This window comes from Leifsonia sp. HAY1-4F, from assembly GCF_056755275.1.
The window spans coordinates 45,446-64,648 of the sequence record NZ_JBNDHX010000008.1 but is presented as its reverse complement, the minus strand read 5'-3'; the positions used below and the strand labels follow the sequence as shown (position 1 = coordinate 64,648).

Here is a 19,203-nt window from a genome sequence, read left to right as displayed (position 1 = left end):
GACTGCACGCGGAAAACGTGCTCCGCGTGCAGTCTTCGCGTACTCGGGGGTGGGGCTGGAGATGCGGGTTAGGCGCGCGCTGCCTCCGCGACCGCGCGGGCGGCTGCGAGACCGGCCGAGAGGTCGGCCTTGAGGTCGTCGATGCTCTCCAGTCCGACCGAGAGGCGGACGAGACCGGGGGTGACGCCAGCGGTCAGCTGCTGCTCGGGCGTCAGCTGCGAGTGCGTGGTCGACGCCGGGTGGATGACGAGGCTACGGACATCGCCGATGTTGGCCAGGTGGCTGAACAGCGAGAGGTTGTCCACCAGGGCGGCGCCCGCATCCACACCGCCCTTCAGCTCGAACGACAGCACAGCGCCGACGCCCTTGGGGGCGTACTTGTTGGCGGCCGCGTACCACGGGCTGGTCGGCAGGCCCGAGTAGTTCACCGAGGCGACGTCAGGGTGCGACTCGAGGAACTCGGCGATCTCCTGCGCGTTCTGCGTGTGGCGCTCCACCCGCAGCGAGAGGGTCTCGATGCCCTGGATCAGCTGCCAGGCGCTCGCCGGAGCGATGGCCGCACCGAAGTCGCGGAGCAGCTGGACGCGTGCCTTGATGATGTAGGCGAGGCCGTCGCCGACAGCCGCGGTGTAGCTCGCGCCGTGGTACGACGGGTCCGGGAGGGTGAGGCCGGGGAACTTCTCGACGTTCTTCGACCACTCGTACTTGCCACCGTCGACGATGACGCCGCCGATGACGGTCCCGTGGCCGCCGAGGAACTTGGTGGCCGAGTGCACGATGATGTCGGCGCCGTGCTCGAACGGGCGGATGAGGTACGGCGTCGCGATCGTGTTGTCCACGATGAGCGGGATGCCCGCCTCATGGGCGATGTCCGCGACGAGGGAGATGTCCAGCACGTTGATCTTCGGGTTGCCGATGGTCTCGGCGAAGAACAGCTTCGTGTTCGGCCGGACCGCCCGGCGCCACTCGTCGGCGTCGTCCTGGTTCTCGACGAAGGTGGTCTCGATGCCGAGCTTCGCCAGCGTGTACTTGAACAGGTTGTACGTGCCGCCGTAGATGGAGCTGGAGGAGACGATGTGGTCGCCCGCCTGGGCGATGTTCAGCACGGCGAACGACTCGGCGGCCTGGCCGGAGGCGACGAGGAGGGCTCCGGTGCCGCCCTCGAGCGCGGCGACGCGCTCCTCCACGACGGCCTGCGTCGGGTTCTGGATGCGGGTGTAGATGTTCCCGAACTCGGCCAGCGCGAAGAGGTTCTTCGCGTGCTCGGCGTTGTTGAAGACGTACGACGTGGTCTGGTAGATCGGCGTGGCCCGGGCGTTCGTCACCGGGTCCGGTGCGGCGCCTGAGTGGATCTGCTTGGTCTCGAACTGCCAGTCGGCGGCATCGGTCATGGCGTCTCTCCTTCGGGTGTTGTGATGCGCGGAGCGCACCGTCTGCGGCGGTCGGCCACCGCCGACTCCTGCAGGCTAGACGCGCGGGGGCTACCCGGCAACGTATCCGAAACACGCCGTAACCCGCGACAATGGGGGCATGAGCAGCAGACGCGTGGTCGTGACGGGAGCCAGTTCGGGAATCGGTGCGGCCACGGTCCGCAGGTTCCGCCAGGAGGGCTGGGAGGTGCTGGGCGTCGCCCGCCGCGAGGACCGTCTGCGCGCGCTCGCGGCGGAGACCGGCGCCGAGGTGTTCGCGGCGGACCTGACCGAGCAGGACGATGTGGATGCTCTGCGCGACCACGTGGCGGCGAGCGGCGGCATCCATGCGCTCGTCAACAACGCCGGCGGGGCGCGGGGCCTGGAGTCGGTGGAGGAGTCCAGCCTCGAGGACTGGGCCTGGATGTACGAGATCAACGTCCTCGGCACGAAACGGGTGATCTCCGCCCTGCTGCCCTTGCTGCGCCGCGGCGCCTCCGAGACCGGGCACGCCGACATCCTCGTCGTGACCTCGATCGCAGGCCTCACCGCATATCCGGGAGGCGGCGGCTACAACGCGGCCAAATTCGCCGAGCACGCCCTGACCGAGGTGCTGCGGCTCGAGTTGAACGGGGAACCCATCCGGGTGGTCGAGGTCGCACCCGGGATGGTCGCGACAGAGGAGTTCTCGCTCGTCCGCTTCGGGGGCGACAAGGAACGCCGTGACGCGGTCTACGAGGATGTGCCCGAGCCGCTCTCCGCGGAGGACATCGCCGAGACGATCGTGCACGCGCTCACGCTGCCGCGGCACGTCGATCTGGACCTGATCGTCGTCAAGCCCGTGGCGCAGGCCGCCCCCTACCGGCTCCACAAGGGCGCCCTCACGGTCCGGGGCTGAGGGCGGGATCCCGGAAGGGCCGGCACGATGGCGGTCGCGGACGACACGAAGCGTGAGCGCTGGGAGCGCGCCACCGGGTGGCCGGCGATCGTCGCGTCCTTCGCGTTCCTCATCGCCTACTCGTGGAGCGTCCTGGATGAGCACCAGACGCCCGTCGTGCAGGGGATGCTGATCGTCGTCCTGCTGCTGGTGTGGGCCTTCTTCCTGGTCGACTACCTCGTGCGGCTGGTCCTCTCCGTCCGGAAGCTGGCGTTCGTCCGGCGCAACCCGATCGATCTGCTGTCGGTGTTCGTCCCGATGATCCGGCCGTTCCGGCTCCTCACCGCTCTCCGCCGCATCCCCGCCCTGGGAGGCGGGAGCGCGTCCCACCTGCGGCGCCGCGTGCTGGTGATGGCAGGCGCGTCCGTTGTGCTGTTCCTCTACGTGATCTCGTTGACGGAGCTCCGGGTGGAGAGGCACGCGCACGGCGCGACCATCGTCAGCTTCGGCGACGCGGTGTGGTGGGCGTGCGTGACCATGTCCACCGTCGGCTACGGCGACTTCTACCCGGTGACGATCCTCGGGCGGCTTCTCGCGGTGGTGCTGATGATCGGCGGCATCGCGATCGTGGGCATCGCGAGTGCGACCATCGTCAGCTACCTGACCGACAGGACGCGCTTGCTGCGCGCCGCGCAGGAATCCGAATCGGACCGCGAGGACGGCGAGCCGCCGCATGACGGCCGCAACGGCGGCGATTGAGCAGCCTCACCTCTCCGCGACCGCCACGCACGCCCGCAGCAGCGCCAGCGCCTCCCGCCCGTCGCGCACCGTGAAGGACTGCCGGTGCCCCGCCCGGTCCCGCGCGACTCGTCGGAGCAGTTCGGTGTGCTCGGGCCAGCGCTCGGCCGCGAAGGCCGCCGCGGCCGTCTTCGACAGCACCTCGCCGGTCTCCAGGGTGGCGACGAGGCGGATGGGGCCGAGCGTCACCCAGCGGACCGTCTCCGACCGGAGCGGCGCATCCTCGTCCCGTCCGTCGAGCTCCTTCTCCAGGCCGTCGCCGATGGGTCGCCAGTAGTCGAGCAGGTTGTCCCGGGAGTGCGCGACCACGCCCTCGCGCGCCCGGGGGTGACGGTCTGCCACGGGAGTCCAGATCACGTCCCCGCCGTCCACGATGGCCTGGACGCCGGATTCGAGCTCGCGCCACGTGATCCAGCTCAGCTGTGCGCCGGCAAGCGCCGAGACGAGCACCCCCTCGACGACCTGTGGAGCCGTCTGCACGGTGTCCGGACCGTGCGCGAGCTCCGACTCCGTCAGGTAGACGCCGTCGATGTGCGGATCGGAGGCGGCGTGCAACTCCGCGAGCGCCGGGAGGTCCTCCGCAGGATCCCGCGTGACCACGAACACCACATCGATGTCGCTGACACCGGGGTGCCAGTCCCCGGCGGCCGCCGAGCCCGTGACGATCGCCCTGCTCACCAGCCCCGGCGCTATCCGCGCTTGCTCCAGCAGGAAGTCGGTGAGCGCTTGGGCGACCTCGGTGGGGAGCTGCGTGGACATGGTCACTCCAGAGTGGATGCAGGCCGCGCGGTCCCGGCGTCCGCGAACGCCGACCGCGGGACGAAGAAGAGGAGGACTGCGGCGACGAGGGCACCGAGGCTGCAGATGGTCCAGACGAGCATGTAGCCGAAGAGGCTGGCGGCTGTCGCCGTCACGGTGGCCGCTCCCGCGAGCAGCACGACGCCGAACACCGCCGACGCGAAGGATCCGCCCACCGTCTTGGTGGTGTTCGTCAGAGCCGTGGCGACGCCGGTCTGGCCGCGCGGAGCCGCTGCAGCGGCTGCAGCGGGAAGGGCTCCGACCAGCGCGCCCGACCCGATCCCGGCGACGGCCATGTTCACGAACACCTGGCCGGTCTGCAGGTGGAAGGGCAGGAACAGCAGGTACCCGGTCGCCACGAGGAACGCTGCGCCGATCAGGGTCACCCGCGGGCTCAGCCACGACGACACCAGCGGGAACAGCAGTGCGCCGGCGATCATCGAGATCAAGTAGGCGCCGATGAGGATGCTGCGCTGGCCGGCCGTGAGTCCCAGCCCGTACCCGTTCGCCGGATCCGTGCCCGCGTACGTGCTCAGCGGCGCCTGCGCGCCGAGGAGACTGATCCCGATGAGTCCCGCCGTGAGCTGGACCGGCCACATGGATGGCCGACGCAGCACGCGCAGGTCGATCGCCGGATCGTTCTGCCGCAGCTCCCACCGGCCGAACGGCACGAACGCGAGCACGCCGAGCAGGATGAGCCCCCAGACCCACCAGGCTCCGACACCGTCGAGGCGCAGGAACGTGAGCCCCGACGTGATGAGCAGCAGCCCCAGCGCCAGCAGGGTGAAGCCGATGCCGTCGAGCGTGCGGCCGGGCACGGGCTCCGATTCGGGCACCCCGAACAGGATCGCGAAGAACACGAGGGTGACCGCGAATGCGGGGACGAGGAGGGTCAGCGTGACGTTCCCGCCGAGGGCCTCGAAGAGCAGCCCGGCGCCGACCGCGCCGAGGATGGCGCCGAGCTCGAGCGCGACGACGAGCAGCCCGGCCGCCCGGCGCGTTCCGGAGGCCGCCGTGCCGGTGCGCCGGCCGCGGTCGAAGATCAGCGCGACCTCCAGCGGCAGCCAGACCACGTAGAACCCCTGCAGGGCGAAGGCGAGCAGGTAGCTGACGAAGTCGCCGGAGAACGCGAGCACCCACGTCGAGACCGCGGTCAGTGCCGTGGCGACCAGCAGGATGCGCTTGTGCCCGAACATGTCGCCGAGCTTCGCGAGCACGGGCACGACCAGCGCGGAGACCAGCAGCTGGGCGGCCTCGAACCAGTTGTAGTCGGCGTCGTGGATACCCAGATGGCGGACGATGTCGGAGATCAGCGGGACGTAGTATCCCTGCAGGATTCCGCTCGTCAGCTCCACTAGCGCGAGCCAGCCGATCAGGCTCGCGGTCACGCCGATCGCGACCGTCGCCCGACGCTGGGCCGACGTCTTCTCCGAGGTCATGCGCGATGCTAACACCGGCGCGGCGCGGGTACGGTAGACGAATGGCCAGCGAACTCGACGATTCCGGTGCAGACGTCCTTGTGGAGACGGACCGGGAGGTCCTGGGCTGGCTGGAGTTCGGTGAGGCCGCGCGACATCTGGCCGGCGAGGTGGTCGAGTCCGGCTTCGAGCCCGACATGGTGGTGGCCATCGCGCGGGGCGGTCTGCTGCTGGCCGGCGCCATCTCCTATGCGCTCGGTATCAAGGCCTGCGGCGCCCTGAACGTCGAGTTCTACACGGGGGTCGACACGAGGCTGCCGGAGCCCGTTGTGCTTCCCCCGATGCTCGACTCGGCCGCCCTCGACGCCAAGCGCGTGCTGCTGGTGGATGACGTCTCCGACTCCGGGCGCACACTCGCCCTGGTGGTGGACCTGATCGCCGCCTCCGGCGCGGACGTGCGCACCGTGTGCCTCTACTCCAAGCCGCGCACCGTGCTCGAGCCCGACTTCGTCTGGCGACGCACCGATCGCTGGATCACGTTCCCGTGGTCGGCGCTGCCGCCGGTGACCGCCTCCACGCACTGAGGCCGGCCGTGCCGAAGACGCTGACGGAGCTCGCCGCCGACGGCTCGCTCGACCCGGGCTGGGCGACGGCGCTGGAGCCTGTCGCCGGCCGCATCGCCGCGATGGGGGAGTTCCTCCGCGAGGAGGTGGCCGCGGGGCGCCCCTACCTGCCCGCCGGCGACGCCGTCCTCCGCGCCTTCCGTGCGCCGCTGTCGGAGGTGCGCGTGCTGATCGTGGGCCAGGATCCGTACCCGACGCCCGGGCATCCCATCGGCCTGTCGTTCGCGGTGGAGCGTCACGTGCGGCCGCTGCCGAGGAGCCTGAAGAACATCTACCGCGAGCTGCGCGACGACATCGGCGTTGTCCCGCCTCCCCATGGCGACCTGAGCGCCTGGGCCGATCACGGGGTGATGCTGCTCAACCGCGTGCTCACCGTCCGGCCGGGGGAGCCGGCCTCGCACCGCGGAAAGGGCTGGGAGGCGGTGACCGAGCACGCCATCCGGTCCTTGGTCGCACGTCGCCGGCCGTTCGTGGCCATTTTGTGGGGCCGGGATGCGTCGACGCTGAAGCCGCTCCTGGATGGCAACCCCGTGATCGAGTCCGCGCACCCGAGCCCGTTGTCCGCCTCTCGCGGGTTCTTCGGGTCCAAGCCGTTCTCGCGGGCGAACGCCCTGCTGGAGCGCCTGGGCGAGAAGCCGGTGGATTGGTCGCTCGAACCGTAACGCGCTCGCAATGAGCGCGACGTAGGCTTGTCGGCGTGCTGGAAGAGGAATACGAGCAGCGCCGGGCACTGCCCCGCCACCTGCGCAAACCGGAGCCGCCGGAGGCGCCGTTCGAGTACGCGATGCGCGATGCGCGTCCGGAGGACCTCCCGCACGTCTGCGAGATCTACAACCATTACGTCGCCAACAGCACCGTGACCTTCGACGAGGATGCGATGACCCTGCGCGAGTGGAAGAGCAAGTTCGCCTACCTGAAGAAGCTCGGGATGCCGTTCATCGTCGCCGAGTCGCCCAACGGGCAGATCCTCGGCTACGCCCTCGTGCAGCCGTGGAAGCAGAAGCGCGCCTACCGGTTCACGGTCGAGAACTCGATCTACCTGGGCGCCGCCTCCACCGGCAAGGGCCTTGGACCCGTGCTGATGCAGGAGCTCATCGACCGTTCCCGTGCGGCCGGGCTGAAGGAGATCATCGCGGTGATCGCCGACAAGGGAGCCGAGGCGTCGATCAAGATGCACGAGAACTTCGGCTTCACCGAGATCGGCCGCATGGGCCACGTCGGCTACAAGTTCGACCGCTGGCTCGGCACGATCCTCATGCAGAAGTCGCTGAAATAGGCGACGCTCCACCGCGGCGAATGGATGCGGCGCTAGGCTCGCCCTCGTGAGCACCGCGACACCCGGAACCGGTCAGGTCGCCTCCGCCGCCCCGGCGACGCCGGCGAACCTGCCGCTGCGCAGGCGCCCTGTCGACATCTTCTTCATCGTGATGTTCTCGCTGTTCATCGTGACCTGCATCATCAGCGACGCGATCCCGACCCTCGGCATCCCGCAGACGGCGACCACGACCAACATCCTCGCGCAGTGGAACTACACGTACTCGTCGCAGTATGACCCCCTTTACATGCACGAGCCGCTCTGGCTGCGGTTCATCACCGGCACGAGCGCCTTCGTCTACCTGCCGTTCTACGTGGTGCTCATCGTCTGCATCGCGAAGGGCGTCAACGGGATCCAGCTGTTCGCGGTGATCTACGCGACGATGATCATCAGCCTGACGGCCATCCCGATCTTCGGCGTCGAGTTCTTCGGCCCGGTGGGGGAGCGGACCCCGAACCCGGTCGGCTTCCTGCTGTACAACGGGCCGTACGTGCTCGTCCCGCTCCTGCTGCTCATCAGGATGCGCAAGCCGCTGCCGTTCACCAGGAGGTTCTGAGATGCCGCTGCTGGAAGACCTGACCGTCTACGAGGACGGCGACCGGTACGACGTGTACGACCACTCCTTCCCGGACGCCGACGCGGAACTCGGCCGCGGCCGGCCCCTGGGCGCGATCACGCTCACGCCCGAGGGTGAGTACGTGCCCTCGGGAGTCGGGGCTGTCTACGAGTACGTCGCGCCCGCGCGCACCCTGGACGAGGCGCTGGAGGCGTTCGTCGGCTCGGCTTGACAGGCACCCGGCAGCAGCCGGCTATGAGTTGGCTGCAGGTTCTGTTTCTCCGGGCGGTTCCGTCCTAGCCTGACGGCGACGACATCGTCGGACGGCGCGGACACCGCGCCGGCCGAGTGAGGCCGATGGCATGAAAACCGTGGCCGGGAGTGGAACGCTCCCGGCCACGTCCATGCCCGGCATGCTGAACCCGGTGTTATGAACCCGGCGTCATGAACCCGGCATCCGCATCGTCCTGAAGGGTATGGGGTGGATCTTCGTCGCGGCCGCGGCCGCCGGGCTGCTGTGGTGGGCTGGCCGCTGGGGCCTGCGCCGCGCGGCAGTCGCGCTGGCGCGCATCGTCGTCCACCCGCCTCCGCGTTCCGTCACGCCCATCCACTCCAGTACCGGCACGAGTGTCACGCTCGCTGCGGATCGCCGCACGCTGCACCGCGGGCAGTTCGGGCTCTGGTTCGGCGAGGGCGGGCATGCGGTCATCGGCCACGTGATCGCTCACGACCCGGCTGCCCGGACGGTGACGCGCGAACTGCTCGACGTCGACGGAGACCTCCTGTCCGCGCGCTTCGGCCAGTGGACCGGGCACCTGCACCCCGGTCCGGCATCCCTTCGGCGGCGCCACCGCGAGGTGCGGATCGCCGCCCCGGGCGGGGTGGCCCCGGCGTGGCTCATCGAGCCGCGGGAGGCGGCGGGCTCGTCCAGCGCGGGCCCGTCCACGTGGGCTATCCACATCCACGGCCGCAACGGCACCCGGACCACGGCGCTCGCGTCGGTGCACGCCACGGACGCACTGGGGATGGTGTCCTTGGTCGTCTCGTACCGCGGCGACGGTGAGGGGCCGGCGGCTCCCGGTGGCGCGTCCACGCTGGGGCTGCGCGAGTGGGAGGACGTGGATGCGGCGATCGGCTACGCGCTCGACCACGGAGCGCAGCGGGTGATCCTGGTCGGATGGTCGCTCGGCGGAGCGATCGCGCTGCAGCTCAGCGAGCTGAGCGCGCACCGCGCATCCATCCACCGCCTGGTCCTCGTCGGGCCCGTCACCGACTGGCGGGCTGCGGTGCTCACCGGCGCCCTGGTGCGCGGGCTGCCGAGCTGGGTGGGCGGGCTCGCCGTCCGCGCGCTCGGCGACCGGTCCCTGAGCGCGCGCATCGGACTCGTCGAGCCCATCGACTTCGAGCAGCTGGGCTGGGCACGTCCCGGTCGCCTCGCGGTTCCCGCCCTCGTGATCCACTCCGACGGCGATCGGGAGGTGCCGCTGTCCTGCTCCGTGATGTTCGCCATGGCGGACCCGACCCTGGTGCGGCTGGTCGAGCTCTCGCCTGCAGAGCATTGCTGGGAGTACAACGTCGATCCGGCGGCCTTCAACAGCGCCGTGATCGACTTCCTCGGCTCGGGCCGAGAGGGATCGCGCCGGCTCGGCTAGCCTGGTCGCATGGCCGATCTCCACGAGCTGACGGCGCTCGAGCTCTGGCAGGAACTGCAGTCCAGACGGGTCTCCCCGAGAGAGGTCGCCTCCCACTTCCTGGACCGGATCGAACGGCTGAACCCGGAACTCGGCGCCTTCGTCACCGTCACCCGGGACCAGGCGCTGACGCGCGCCGACGAGGTGGCGGAGGGCGTACCGAGGACCGCTCCGCTGTGGGGCCTCCCGTTCGGCGACAAAGACCTGTGGATGCGCGCCGGAGTCCCGGCGGGATTCGGCTCTCGCGCGATGGCCGGATTCGTGCCCGACACGAGCGACGAGCTCGTGGAGACGATGGATGCGGCGGGCGGCGTCAGTCTCGGCAAGACCAACGCGCCCGAATTCGGGCTGCCGGCCTACACCGAGTCGCTCGCTGCGCCACCCGCCCGCAATCCGTGGGACCCCGGACGCGGAGCGGGAGGATCGAGCGGCGGAGCGGCTGTGGCCGTGGCAGCCGGGATGCTGCCGTTCGCGCCGGGATCCGACGGCGGCGGGTCCATCCGCATCCCGGCCGCAGCCTGCGGACTCGTCGGACTCAAGCCGACCAGGGGACTGGTACCGGCCGGGAGCGGCATCGAGTCGCTGGCCGGCCTCGTCGTGGCCGGCCCGATCGCCCGCACCACCGCGGATGCGGCCCTGCTGCTCGACGGCATGATCGCGAAGCGCAACGGGCGCATCGACCATCACTTCACGCTGCGAGCCCCCTATGACGACGACGGTCCGTTCCTCGGAGCAGCGGTGCGCGGCGAGGGCCGCTTCCAGCTGGGCGTGATGACCACGTCCGCCTGGGACGGCGCCTACGACATCGCCATCGCCCCCGAGGCGCGTCGGGCCCTCTCCGCGGCGGTGGAGGCGTTCTCCGCCATGGGCCACGGAGTGGAGGAGACGGCGCTCACGCCCGATGACACGTATGCGCCCGCCTTCCGGACGATCTGGCAGGCGGGCGCTGCGCGCATCCCGGCAGAGGGCGAGACGCTCTCCCTGCTCGAGCCGCTGACCGCCTGGCTGGTCGAACGGGGACGCGCGCTGAGCGCCCGCGAGCTGAGCGAGGCTCTGTCGGCGCTCACCGCATACGAGCGATCGTTCCTCGCGCAGCTGTCGTCGTTCGACGCCGTGCTGACGCCGGCGATGGCGCTCACCCCGCGGCCCCTCGGCTGGTACGACCAGGAGGACGGTGAGCGCAACTTCGAGCAGCAGGTCCAGTACACGCCCTTCACGTCGATGCTCAACGTGACCGGGCTGCCCGGCATCGTGCTCCCGGTGTCGCAGACGGAGGACGGGCTCCCGATGGGCGTGCAGCTGATCGGCCGGCCGGGAGGGGAGCGGACGCTCCTGTCACTCGCCGCTCAGCTGGAGCGACGCATCCACTGGCAGGACCGCCGCCCGCCCGTCTGGTAGCCGTCCGCGATCCGCGATCCCTCGAGCGTCAGCTGACGGGCCCGGTGTACTTCTCGCCCGGACCCTTCCCGATCTCGTCGGGGATCGCGGACGCCTCGCGGAACGCGAGCTGCAGGGAGCGCAGCCCGTCGCGCAGGCTGCGCGCGTGCTGGTCGCCGATGTGCTGGGCGCTCGCCGTCACGAGGCCGGCGAGGGCGTCGATGAGCTTGCGCGCCTCATCCAAGTCGGTCTGATGCTCCGGGTCGTCGGCCAGCCCGCACTTGACGGCGGCTGCGCTCATCAGGTGGACGGCGGTCGTGGTGATCACCTCGACCGCGGGGACCTCCGCGATGTCCCGCGTGGCGTCCGCGACGCTGTCGCGATCGTCGCCGGTGTCGTCGAAGGTGAAGGATGTGTCGCTCACTGCATTCCTCTGTTAGAATCGTCCGGGCTCCGGGACTTCTGTCCCGGTACGAAAGTGGAGATTCCTCCCACCCGCGCTTGACCGTTTTACAGGTTACCGGGTCATTGCACTCCGCCATCGCGTGTGAACGCGGGGGTAGTCAGGGTGCTGTACCAGGCCTGCGAACCGGATCTTCCGAGATCTGGGAATCGCAGGCTCTGCTGGTGCGTGGAACCTCCTCTTTCGCCGGACCGTCACAGACGGCCCGTGGCTGCGAAGAACATCGCTCGATCAGAGGAGACAGACATCAGCGATCCCCGTACGAATGACCGTATCCGCGTCCCCGAAGTTCGACTTGTCGGCCCCAGCGGAGAGCAGGTCGGCGTGGTCAAGATCGAGGTCGCACTGCGACTCGCGCAGGAGGCCGACCTCGACCTGGTCGAAGTCGCGCCCAACTCCAAGCCGCCGGTCGCCAAGATCATGGACTACGGCAAGTTCAAGTACGAGGCTGCGCAGAAGGCCAAGGAGGCCCGGCGCAACCAGGCGAACACGATCCTCAAAGAGGTCCGTTTCCGCCTCAAGATCGACAAGCACGACTACGAGACCAAGCGCAAGCGCGCCGAAGGCTTCCTGAAGGCCGGCGACAAGGTGAAGGCCATGATCCTCTTCCGGGGCCGCGAGCAGTCGCGTCCGGAGCAGGGTGTGCGCTTGCTGCAGCGCTTCGCGGAGGATGTCGCCGAGCTCGGGACCGTGGAGTCCAACCCCACGATCGACGGGCGCAACATGGTGATGATCATCAGCCCGCTCAAGAACAAGTCCGAGGCCAAGGCCGAGGCCAACGCACAACGTGCCGCTACCAAGGCGCGCGCCCAGGGGCGCGACCACGATGCGGTTGCTGAGACAGACGACGCTGCTCAGTCCGATGAGAGTTCGCCCGCCCAGGCGACGAACGAGGAGAAGTAATGCCCAAGCAGAAGAGCCACTCCGGCGCCAAGAAGCGATTCAAGATCACCGGCAGCGGCAAGGTCATGAAGCAGCAGGCCGGCATGCGCCACCACCTGGAGCTCAAGTCCAGCCGCCGTACGCGCCGGCTGAACCAGGACCAGGTCGTCCCCGAGGTGGACGCCAAGGTCATCCGCCGGATGCTCGGCAAGTAACGACTCGACACTCGCAGACTTTGTGAATCAGTAGAAGGAAATCGACTAATGGCAAGAGTGAAGAGGGCGGTAAACGCCCACAAGAAGCGTCGGGTCATCCTCGAGCGTGCAGAGGGCTACCGCGGCCAGCGGTCGCGCCTCTACCGCAAGGCGAAGGAGCAGGTCACCCACTCCCTCGTCTACGCGTACCGTGACCGCCGCCAGAAGAAGGGCGACTTCCGCCGCCTCTGGATCCAGCGGATCAACGCCGCCTCGCGTGCGAACGGCCTGACGTACAACCGCTTCATCCAGGGCCTCGGCCTCGCGGGTGTCGAGGTCGACCGTCGCATCCTCGCCGACCTGGCCATCACCGAGCCCGCGACCTTCGCGGCGCTCGTCGAGACGGCCAAGAAGGCGCTGCCGGCCGACACGTCTGCCCCGAAGGCGGACGCCGCGGCGTAACCCCATCGTCAGAACGGCCCGGTCGAGTCACCTCGACCGGGCCGTTCGCTGTTTCGTGGGGGAGCGCTGCCGAGGGGACATTCGTGACGAATGTCGCGCTGGGCTGTGCTGAAGGGGACATTCGTGACGAATCCTGACCCCTAAGCTGGTGACATGCTGGACAACCCGCGCTCGCCGCGCGTCAGGGCCGTCGCCAAGCTCGCCAAACGCGCAGCACGCGCGGAGACCGGGCTCTTCCTCCTCGAGGGGCCGCAGGCCGTCACGGAGGCGCTGTCCTTCCGACCCGAGCTGATGGTGGACCTGTTCGCCACGCCGACCGCTCTGGAGCGGTACCCGGAGATCGCCCGTGCCGCAGCGGAGGCGGAGCTCGAGGTCGAGTTCGTCTCGGAGCACGTGCTGGATGCGATGGCCGACACCGTCACTCCACAAGGCTTCGTCGCGGTCGCGCGGCAGTTCCCGACCTCGATCCGCGACATCTTCGCCGGCGCGCCGCGCCTCGTCGCCGTGCTGGAGGAGGTGCGCGATCCCGGCAACGCCGGCACGATCATCCGCGCGGCCGACTCCGCAGGCGCGGATGCCGTCGTGCTGAGCGGCCGCACGGTCGACCTCTACAACCCGAAGGTGGTCCGCTCGACCACCGGGTCCCTCTTCCACCTGCCGGTCGCGGTCGGTGCCGACCTCGCCGATGTCGTCGGCCGCGCCCACACCGCCGGCCTGCAGGTGCTCGCCGCTGACGTCAAGGGCGAGGATCTCCTCTCGGCGCGTCGTGACGGCGAGCTGGCACGCCCCACCGCCTGGGTCTTCGGCAACGAGGCGCGCGGACTCGCCGACGAACTGCTCGAGCTGGTGGATCGGGTGGTGACGGTCCCGATCTATGGCCGGGCCGAGTCCATGAACCTCGCGACCGCGGCCTCCGTCTGCCTGTACGAGTCGGCCTTCGCACAGCGTTCCTGACCCGCCCTGCGCACAGCCCGGCGGTTGTCCACAGGCGCTGGCCGGGACCGGGATGCGCGATGCTCCCCGACTAGACTGGGTGACCGTGTCAGATTCCACGCAGATCACCGAATCCGCGGTCGAAGCGGCCGTCACGGCCGCTCTCGCCGCGATCGATGCCGCCGCCGATTCGGCCGCGCTGAAGACGGTGCGCCACGACCACACGGCAGAAGGTTCGCCCCTCGCCCGGCTGAACGCCGCCATCCGCTCGCTCCCCGGCGACCAGAAGGCCGCTGCCGGCAAGCTGGTCGGCGGCGCGCGGGCTCGCGTGGCCCAGGCATTCACGGCCAGGGAGGCCGAGATCGCCGCGGCGGAGGAGGCGGCCCAGCTCGCCGCCGAGACCGTCGACGTGACGGCTCTGCCATCGCGCTGGACGCCGGGCGCACGGCACCCGCTGAGCCTGCTCCAGGAGCGGATCGCCGACGTCTTCGTGGGGATGGGCTGGGAGCTGGCCGAAGGGCCGGAGCTCGAGAGCGAGTGGTACAACTTCGACGCGCTGAACTTCGACGCCGACCACCCGGCGCGGGCCATGCAGGACACCTTCTTCGTGGAGCCCACGGATGCGCACCTCGTCCTGCGGACGCACACCTCGCCGGTGCAGCTGCGCGCCCTGCTGGGCGACGACCTCCCGGTGTACCGGATCGCGCCCGGCCGCGTCTTCCGCACGGACGAGTTCGACGCGACGCACCTCCCGGTGTTCCATCAGACCGAGGGCATCGCGGTCGACAAGGGCCTGACCATGGCGCACCTGCGCGGCACGCTCGACCACTTCGTCAAGACGCTGTTCGGCGACGAGGCGCGCGTGCGCCTGCGTCCCAACTACTTCCCCTTCACCGAGCCGAGCGCCGAGCTCGATCTCTGGCATCCCACCTTCAAGGGCGGTGCACGCTGGATCGAGTGGGGCGGCTGCGGCATGGTCAACCCGAACGTCTTGCGCTCCGCGGGCATCGATCCCGACGTCTACTCCGGGTTCGCGTTCGGGATGGGCGTGGAGCGGGCCCTGATGTTCCGCAACGACGTCCAGGACATGCGCGACATGGCCGAGGGCGATGTCCGGTTCTCCCAGCAGTTCGGAATGGTGGTCTGATGCGCGTCCCTCTGAGTTGGCTCGGCGAGTTCGTCGACCTGGAGCCCGGCACGACCCCGGAGGAGGTGCACGCCGCCCTCGTCTCCGTCGGATTGGAGGAGGAGGACGTCCACACCTTCGAGATCTCCGGACCGGTCGTCGTCGGCCAGGTCCTGGAGTTCGAGGAGGAGCCGCAGAGCAACGGCAAGACCATCCGCTGGTGCCAGGTGCGCGTCGCGCCCGAGGGCGGGAGCGCGGCGGACGGCGGTGCAGACGTGCGCGGAATCGTCTGCGGCGCCCGCAACTTCTTCGCCGGGGACAAGGTCGTGGTGACGCTGCCCGGCGCTGTGCTGCCCGGTCCGTTCCCCATCGCCGCGCGCAAGACGTACGGCCACGTCTCGGACGGCATGATCGCCTCCGCACGCGAGCTCGGGCTGGGCGAGGAACACGACGGCATCCTGCGCCTGAGCACCCTCGGTCTCGATCCGGATGTCGGCACGGACGCCGTCGCGCTGCTCGGGCTCGACGACGCCGCCGTCGAGGTGAACGTCACGCCCGACCGTGGCTACGCGTTCTCCATCCGCGGCATCGCCCGCGAGTACTCGCATGCGACCCGCGCCGCCTTCCGCGATCCGGCCGACGCCGTGCCGGTGCGTTCGGCGGCGGACCACGCCCGGGGCTTCCGCGTGACGATCGACGACACCGCGCCGCTGCGCGGCCGGGTCGGCGCGAGCGTCTTCGTGACGCGCGTCGTGCGTGACGTCGACGGCTCGCGCCCGACGCCCGCGTGGATGATCGCCCGGCTGAAGCTGGCGGGCATCCGCTCGATCTCGCTCATCGTCGACATCACCAACTACGTGATGCTCGAGCTCGGGCAGCCCATCCACGGCTACGACCTCGACCGGCTGTCCGGCGGGATCGTCGTGCGCCGGGCGGCGCCGGGGGAGACGCTCGTCACCCTCGACGACCAGACCCGGACGCTCGACCCGGAAGACCTCGTCATCGCCGACGATTCCGGCGCGATCGGCCTGGCGGGAGTGATGGGAGGCGCCTCCACCGAGATCGGCGCCGGAACCCGCAACGTGCTCATCGAGGCGGCCAACTTCGACCCGGTCTCCATCGCACGGACCGCACGGCGCCACAAGCTGCCGAGTGAGGCCTCCAAGCGCTTCGAGCGCGGCGTGGACCCGCAGGTCGCTGTCGCGGCGGCGGCACGCGTCGTGCAGCTGCTCGAGCAGCTCGCAGGCGGACAGGCGGACGAGCTCGGCTCGCTGCTGGACGCTTCCGAGTCCGCGGAGCCCATCCACCTGCCCGCCGGATACATCGCAGGGCTCATCGGCGTCGACTTCAGCGACGACGAGGTGCGCGGTGCCCTGGCCGAGATCGGCGGCACCGTCAGCGAAGGGGCGGACGGCCTGCTCGTCGCTGCGCCGACCTGGCGACCGGACCTGCGCGACAAGTCGGACCTGGCCGAAGAGGTCGCCCGCATCGTCGGCTACGACCGCATCCCCTCGGTGCTGCCCGTCGCGCCTCCGGGTCGCGGGCTGACGCGCGAGCAGCGGCTGCGCCGTGCGGTCGTGCAGACGCTGGCCGACAACGGCGCGACCGAAGTGCTGTCGTTCCCGTTCGTCAGCGAGGCGCAGAACGACCTGTTCGGCGCGCCGGAGGCCGGCGGCGTTCCCGCCGTCCGCCTCGCGAACGCGCTGGATGCCACTGCGCCGTACTTGCGGACCTCGCTGCTGCCCGGCCTCCTGGAGGCGGCCAAGCGCAACCTCGCCCGCGGGCTCGTCGATCTGCGCGTGTACGAACTCGGTACGGTGTTCCGTCCCTCGGAGGGCTCGATCGGCAGCGAGACGCTGCCGCCGGGCGCCGCCCTGCCCGGCCCCGACATCCTCGCCGGGCTGAACGCCGGCATCCCGGCGCAGCCCCGGCATCTGGCCGGACTCGTCGTGGGCAATGTCCTCGAGAAGCAGCCCGGCGTCGCCGCGGTGCCCGCGGGCCTGCCCGACGCTCTCGACATGGTGCGGCAGACGGCCGCCGCGGTGGGACTCGCCGTGGACGTCGCCCAAGCGTCGCACCAGGCGCTGCACCCGGGCCGCACGGCCGAGCTGCTCGCCCGCGCCGCGGACGGAACCGTGGTCTCCGTCGGCTTTGCGGGCGAACTGCTGCCGGCGCTCGCGCACGACCTGGACCTGCCTCGCGTGGTCGCCGTCTTCGAGCTCGACCTCGACGCCCTGATCGGCGTCGCCCCGGCCGACATCGTCGCGGGCGTCATCGCGGGCTTCCCCGCCGCGACCCAGGACCTGTCCCTCGTCGTGCCCACGGACGCGCCCGCCGGCGAGGTGCTGCGAGCTGTGCGGGAGGGTGCGGGTGCGCTGCTCGAGGACATCCGACTCGTCGACGACTACCGCGGTCCGGGCCTGCCCGAAGGACACAAGAGCCTCACCTTCGCGCTGCGCTTCCGTGCCGCCGACCGCACCCTCACGGCGGCGGAGGCCACCGAGGCCAAGCTCGCCGGCGCCGCCCGCGCCGCGGACCGCTTCGGCGCGGCCATCCGCGAGTAGTCCCGCCGCGCCCGTACCGAGACGAGGCTGCGCGGGCGCACCGAAGGAGACGCGCACTGAAGGAGATCGGGTGCCGAATCTCCTTCGATTGGCAGTACTGAAGGAGATTCGAACGGTGTCCGTTCGAATCTCCTTCGGTCGGCCGCACCAGATCGGATGCGAATCTCCTTCGGTTGGCTGGGCTGGGGCTAACGGAGGAGATCGGGTACCGAATCTCCTTGGATTGGCGGTAGGGGAGGAGATTCGAACCTCATCCGCTCCAATCTCCTCCTCTGGCGCGGCGGGACGTGCGCAGGCCGGCAGCGGCGGGATGCGGCGGTCCCGGACCATGGGTGAGAGACCGGAATTGGCGGGGGCCGGGGAGGGGGCGCTAGGGTTGTCCCATGCTTTCCGTCCGGTGCACCGCTTCGACGGGTGCGGCTTCCGCCGCCCGTGTCATGCGCCGACGCCTGCGCGACCGCCGAAGCTAGGCGGCGTTCCGGGCGGTCCTGTGCTGTGGATCGACGTGGGCGCCGCCGTCGCCGAGACTTCTGTCGTCCACTCGAATAAGGAACAAGCATGACTCTCTCGGTCGCCGTCGCAGGCGCCTCCGGTTACGCGGGCGGTGAGCTGTTGCGCATCCTCGCCGGGCACCCGGACTTCGAGGTCCGCACGGTCACCGCGCACCAGAACGCCGGTCATCCGCTGATCGCCCACCAGCCGCACCTCCGCTCGCTCGCGCATCTGACCCTCCAGGAGACGACGCCCCAGACCCTGGCCGGGCACGACGTGGTCTTCCTCGCCCTTCCGCACGGCACCTCCGGCGCGATCGCCGCGGAGCTGCCGGAGGACACCGTGGTCGTCGACTGCGGCGCCGACCACCGGTTGGAGGACCCGGCCGACTGGGCTGCGTTCTACGGCGGCGAGTACCACGGCGCCTGGGCCTACGGAGTGCCCGAGCTGCCCCTCGCCGACGCGGAGGCCGGGCCCAACACCGCATCGGAGGCAGGACCCGACGCCGGACCCGACGCCGGACCCGACGCCGGATCCGCCGGCACAGGCAAGCAGCGCGACCGGCTCCGGGGCGCCCGGCGCATCGCGGCACCCGGCTGCAACTCCAGCAGCGTCTCCCTCGCGCTCGCCCCGGGCATCCGGGCCGGTCTCATCGATGACGAGGACATCGTCGCCGTGCTCGCGGTCGGCCCCTCCGGGGCGGGCAAGTCGCTGAAGACCATGTACCTCGCCAGCGAGATCCTCGGTTCCGCCAATCCGTACGCGGTCGGCGGAACGCACCGCCACATCCCCGAGATCCAGCAGAACCTGCGCAAGGCCGGCGCCGTCTCGCCGACGCTGTCGTTCACGCCGGTCCTGGTGCCGATGTCGCGCGGCATCCTCGCGACGTCGACGGCGCGGGTGAAGCCGGGCGTCACAGCGGAGCAGGTGCAGGCGGCCTGGGAGGATGCCTACGCGGGTGAGCCGTTCGTGCAGGTGCTGCCGGCGGGGACCGTTCCGCGGACCGCCGACGTCCTCGGCGCCAACACCGTGCTCATCGGTGTGGCGCTGGATGCGGCGGCCGGCCGCGTCGTCACGGTGCTCGCGATGGACAATCTGTACAAGGGGACGGCGGGAGCCGCCATCCAATCCGTCAACATCGCCCTGGGTCTCGACGAGACCGCGGGCCTGACCGTGAACGGAGTCGCACCGTGATCGTCGAGGCTGCAGACCGGCCCGTCACCAG

At 70.2% G+C, this 19,203-nt stretch carries 20 protein-coding genes; 16 read left to right on the top strand and 4 right to left on the bottom strand.

All coding sequences use genetic code 11. The annotated features are described in order from the left end of the window. Positions 1 to 68: 68 nt before the first annotated feature. Positions 69 to 1,391, bottom strand: coding sequence for a bifunctional o-acetylhomoserine/o-acetylserine sulfhydrylase (locus ACPYOG_RS03330; protein ID WP_481292831.1), 1,323 nt, complete (start codon positions 1,389 to 1,391; stop codon positions 69 to 71). Between the two features lie 139 nt (positions 1,392 to 1,530). On the opposite strand from ACPYOG_RS03330, the gene ACPYOG_RS03325 reads away from it, so the two are divergent. Continuing rightward, positions 1,531 to 2,307 (top strand): SDR family oxidoreductase, encoded by a 777-nt coding sequence (locus tag ACPYOG_RS03325; RefSeq protein WP_481292830.1) that lies wholly within the window; start codon positions 1,531 to 1,533, stop codon positions 2,305 to 2,307. A gap of 27 nt (positions 2,308 to 2,334) precedes the next feature. Then, entirely contained in the window at positions 2,335 to 3,045 is a 711-nt protein-coding gene (locus tag ACPYOG_RS03320; protein WP_481292829.1) for a potassium channel family protein, read from the top strand. A gap of 6 nt (positions 3,046 to 3,051) precedes the next feature. Here ACPYOG_RS03320 and ACPYOG_RS03315 read toward each other — a convergent pair whose 3' ends face one another. Both ACPYOG_RS03315 and ACPYOG_RS03310 read right to left on the bottom strand, forming a co-directional pair. Continuing rightward, positions 3,052 to 3,843, bottom strand: coding sequence for a nucleotidyltransferase domain-containing protein (locus ACPYOG_RS03315; protein WP_481292828.1), 792 nt, complete (start codon positions 3,841 to 3,843; stop codon positions 3,052 to 3,054). 2 nt (positions 3,844 to 3,845) lie between these two features. Then, complete coding sequence (locus tag ACPYOG_RS03310) at positions 3,846 to 5,321, bottom strand: MFS transporter (RefSeq protein WP_481292827.1); 1,476 nt, start codon at positions 5,319 to 5,321, stop codon at positions 3,846 to 3,848. A gap of 41 nt (positions 5,322 to 5,362) precedes the next feature. Between ACPYOG_RS03310 and ACPYOG_RS03305 the strand changes: the two genes are divergently transcribed. The 7 genes from ACPYOG_RS03305 to ACPYOG_RS03275 all read left to right on the top strand — a co-directional run bounded on the left by ACPYOG_RS03305 (position 5,363) and on the right by ACPYOG_RS03275 (position 10,883). Then, entirely contained in the window at positions 5,363 to 5,884 is a 522-nt protein-coding gene (locus ACPYOG_RS03305) for a phosphoribosyltransferase (protein WP_090036807.1), read from the top strand. Between the two features lie 8 nt (positions 5,885 to 5,892). Beyond that, positions 5,893 to 6,585, top strand: a complete 693-nt coding sequence (locus tag ACPYOG_RS03300) for a uracil-DNA glycosylase (RefSeq protein WP_481292826.1) — start codon at positions 5,893 to 5,895, stop codon at positions 6,583 to 6,585. Positions 6,586 to 6,620: 35 nt separating this feature from the next. Further along, the gene (locus ACPYOG_RS03295; RefSeq protein ID WP_481292825.1) at positions 6,621 to 7,199 is read left to right on the top strand and encodes an N-acetyltransferase family protein; all 579 of its coding nucleotides are present in this window, start codon (positions 6,621 to 6,623) and stop codon (positions 7,197 to 7,199) included. Positions 7,200 to 7,245: 46 nt separating this feature from the next. Then, the gene (locus tag ACPYOG_RS03290) at positions 7,246 to 7,794 is read left to right on the top strand and encodes a DUF2781 domain-containing protein (RefSeq protein ID WP_481292824.1); all 549 of its coding nucleotides are present in this window, start codon (positions 7,246 to 7,248) and stop codon (positions 7,792 to 7,794) included. Between the two features lies 1 nt (position 7,795). Continuing rightward, entirely contained in the window at positions 7,796 to 8,026 is a 231-nt protein-coding gene (locus ACPYOG_RS03285; RefSeq protein WP_481292823.1) for a hypothetical protein, read from the top strand. A 244-nt stretch (positions 8,027 to 8,270) separates the two neighbouring features. After that, positions 8,271 to 9,446: an alpha/beta hydrolase family protein gene (locus tag ACPYOG_RS03280; RefSeq protein WP_481292822.1), complete on the top strand. Its 1,176-nt coding sequence runs from the start codon at positions 8,271 to 8,273 to the stop codon at positions 9,444 to 9,446. Positions 9,447 to 9,455: 9 nt separating this feature from the next. Beyond that, the gene (locus tag ACPYOG_RS03275; protein ID WP_481292821.1) at positions 9,456 to 10,883 is read left to right on the top strand and encodes an amidase; all 1,428 of its coding nucleotides are present in this window, start codon (positions 9,456 to 9,458) and stop codon (positions 10,881 to 10,883) included. A 28-nt stretch (positions 10,884 to 10,911) separates the two neighbouring features. Here the strand turns inward: ACPYOG_RS03275 and ACPYOG_RS03270 are convergent, their stop codons facing one another. After that, positions 10,912 to 11,286: a DUF1844 domain-containing protein gene (locus tag ACPYOG_RS03270; protein ID WP_481292820.1), complete on the bottom strand. Its 375-nt coding sequence runs from the start codon at positions 11,284 to 11,286 to the stop codon at positions 10,912 to 10,914. 285 nt (positions 11,287 to 11,571) lie between these two features. On the opposite strand from ACPYOG_RS03270, the gene infC reads away from it, so the two are divergent. The 7 genes from infC to ACPYOG_RS03235 all read left to right on the top strand — a co-directional run bounded on the left by infC (position 11,572) and on the right by ACPYOG_RS03235 (position 19,172). Further along, positions 11,572 to 12,228, top strand: coding sequence for a translation initiation factor IF-3 (gene infC / locus ACPYOG_RS03265; protein ID WP_481292838.1), 657 nt, complete (start codon positions 11,572 to 11,574; stop codon positions 12,226 to 12,228). Further along, positions 12,228 to 12,422, top strand: coding sequence for a 50S ribosomal protein L35 (gene rpmI / locus ACPYOG_RS03260; RefSeq protein WP_481292819.1), 195 nt, complete (start codon positions 12,228 to 12,230; stop codon positions 12,420 to 12,422). Before infC ends, rpmI begins: the two co-directional genes overlap by 1 nt. 48 nt (positions 12,423 to 12,470) lie before the next feature. Next, a complete protein-coding gene (rplT, locus tag ACPYOG_RS03255) occupies positions 12,471 to 12,863 on the top strand; it encodes a 50S ribosomal protein L20 (RefSeq protein WP_285113798.1) in 393 nt (130 codons plus the stop codon). A 153-nt stretch (positions 12,864 to 13,016) separates the two neighbouring features. Then, a complete protein-coding gene (locus ACPYOG_RS03250) occupies positions 13,017 to 13,817 on the top strand; it encodes a TrmH family RNA methyltransferase (protein ID WP_481292818.1) in 801 nt (266 codons plus the stop codon). An 85-nt stretch (positions 13,818 to 13,902) separates the two neighbouring features. Further along, positions 13,903 to 14,943, top strand: coding sequence for a phenylalanine--tRNA ligase subunit alpha (gene pheS / locus ACPYOG_RS03245; RefSeq protein ID WP_481292817.1), 1,041 nt, complete (start codon positions 13,903 to 13,905; stop codon positions 14,941 to 14,943). Beyond that, positions 14,943 to 17,486 carry a phenylalanine--tRNA ligase subunit beta gene (gene pheT / locus ACPYOG_RS03240; protein ID WP_481292816.1) on the top strand — a complete coding sequence of 848 codons (2,544 nt, stop codon included), beginning with the start codon at positions 14,943 to 14,945 and terminating at the stop codon, positions 17,484 to 17,486. The genes pheS and pheT overlap by 1 nt, the downstream gene beginning before the upstream one ends. A 558-nt stretch (positions 17,487 to 18,044) precedes the next feature. Further along, a complete protein-coding gene (locus ACPYOG_RS03235) occupies positions 18,045 to 19,172 on the top strand; it encodes an N-acetyl-gamma-glutamyl-phosphate reductase (protein WP_481292815.1) in 1,128 nt (375 codons plus the stop codon). Positions 19,173 to 19,203 lie beyond the last annotated feature (31 nt).

Coding starts and splice junctions, on each gene's coding strand:
- ACPYOG_RS03285 (WP_481292823.1), top strand. CDS start 7,796: ATGCCGCTGCTGGAAGACCTGACCGTCTACGAGGACGGCGACCGGTAC.
- ACPYOG_RS03235 (WP_481292815.1), top strand. CDS start 18,045: ATGACTCTCTCGGTCGCCGTCGCAGGCGCCTCCGGTTACGCGGGCGGT.
- ACPYOG_RS03330 (WP_481292831.1), bottom strand. CDS start 1,391: ATGACCGATGCCGCCGACTGGCAGTTCGAGACCAAGCAGATCCACTCA.
- ACPYOG_RS03250 (WP_481292818.1), top strand. CDS start 13,017: ATGCTGGACAACCCGCGCTCGCCGCGCGTCAGGGCCGTCGCCAAGCTC.
- ACPYOG_RS03320 (WP_481292829.1), top strand. CDS start 2,335: ATGGCGGTCGCGGACGACACGAAGCGTGAGCGCTGGGAGCGCGCCACC.
- ACPYOG_RS03275 (WP_481292821.1), top strand. CDS start 9,456: ATGGCCGATCTCCACGAGCTGACGGCGCTCGAGCTCTGGCAGGAACTG.
- rpmI (WP_481292819.1), top strand. CDS start 12,228: ATGCCCAAGCAGAAGAGCCACTCCGGCGCCAAGAAGCGATTCAAGATC.
- ACPYOG_RS03310 (WP_481292827.1), bottom strand. CDS start 5,321: ATGACCTCGGAGAAGACGTCGGCCCAGCGTCGGGCGACGGTCGCGATC.
- ACPYOG_RS03325 (WP_481292830.1), top strand. CDS start 1,531: ATGAGCAGCAGACGCGTGGTCGTGACGGGAGCCAGTTCGGGAATCGGT.
- rplT (WP_285113798.1), top strand. CDS start 12,471: ATGGCAAGAGTGAAGAGGGCGGTAAACGCCCACAAGAAGCGTCGGGTC.
- ACPYOG_RS03305 (WP_090036807.1), top strand. CDS start 5,363: ATGGCCAGCGAACTCGACGATTCCGGTGCAGACGTCCTTGTGGAGACG.
- pheT (WP_481292816.1), top strand. CDS start 14,943: ATGCGCGTCCCTCTGAGTTGGCTCGGCGAGTTCGTCGACCTGGAGCCC.
- ACPYOG_RS03315 (WP_481292828.1), bottom strand. CDS start 3,843: ATGTCCACGCAGCTCCCCACCGAGGTCGCCCAAGCGCTCACCGACTTC.
- ACPYOG_RS03280 (WP_481292822.1), top strand. CDS start 8,271: ATGGGGTGGATCTTCGTCGCGGCCGCGGCCGCCGGGCTGCTGTGGTGG.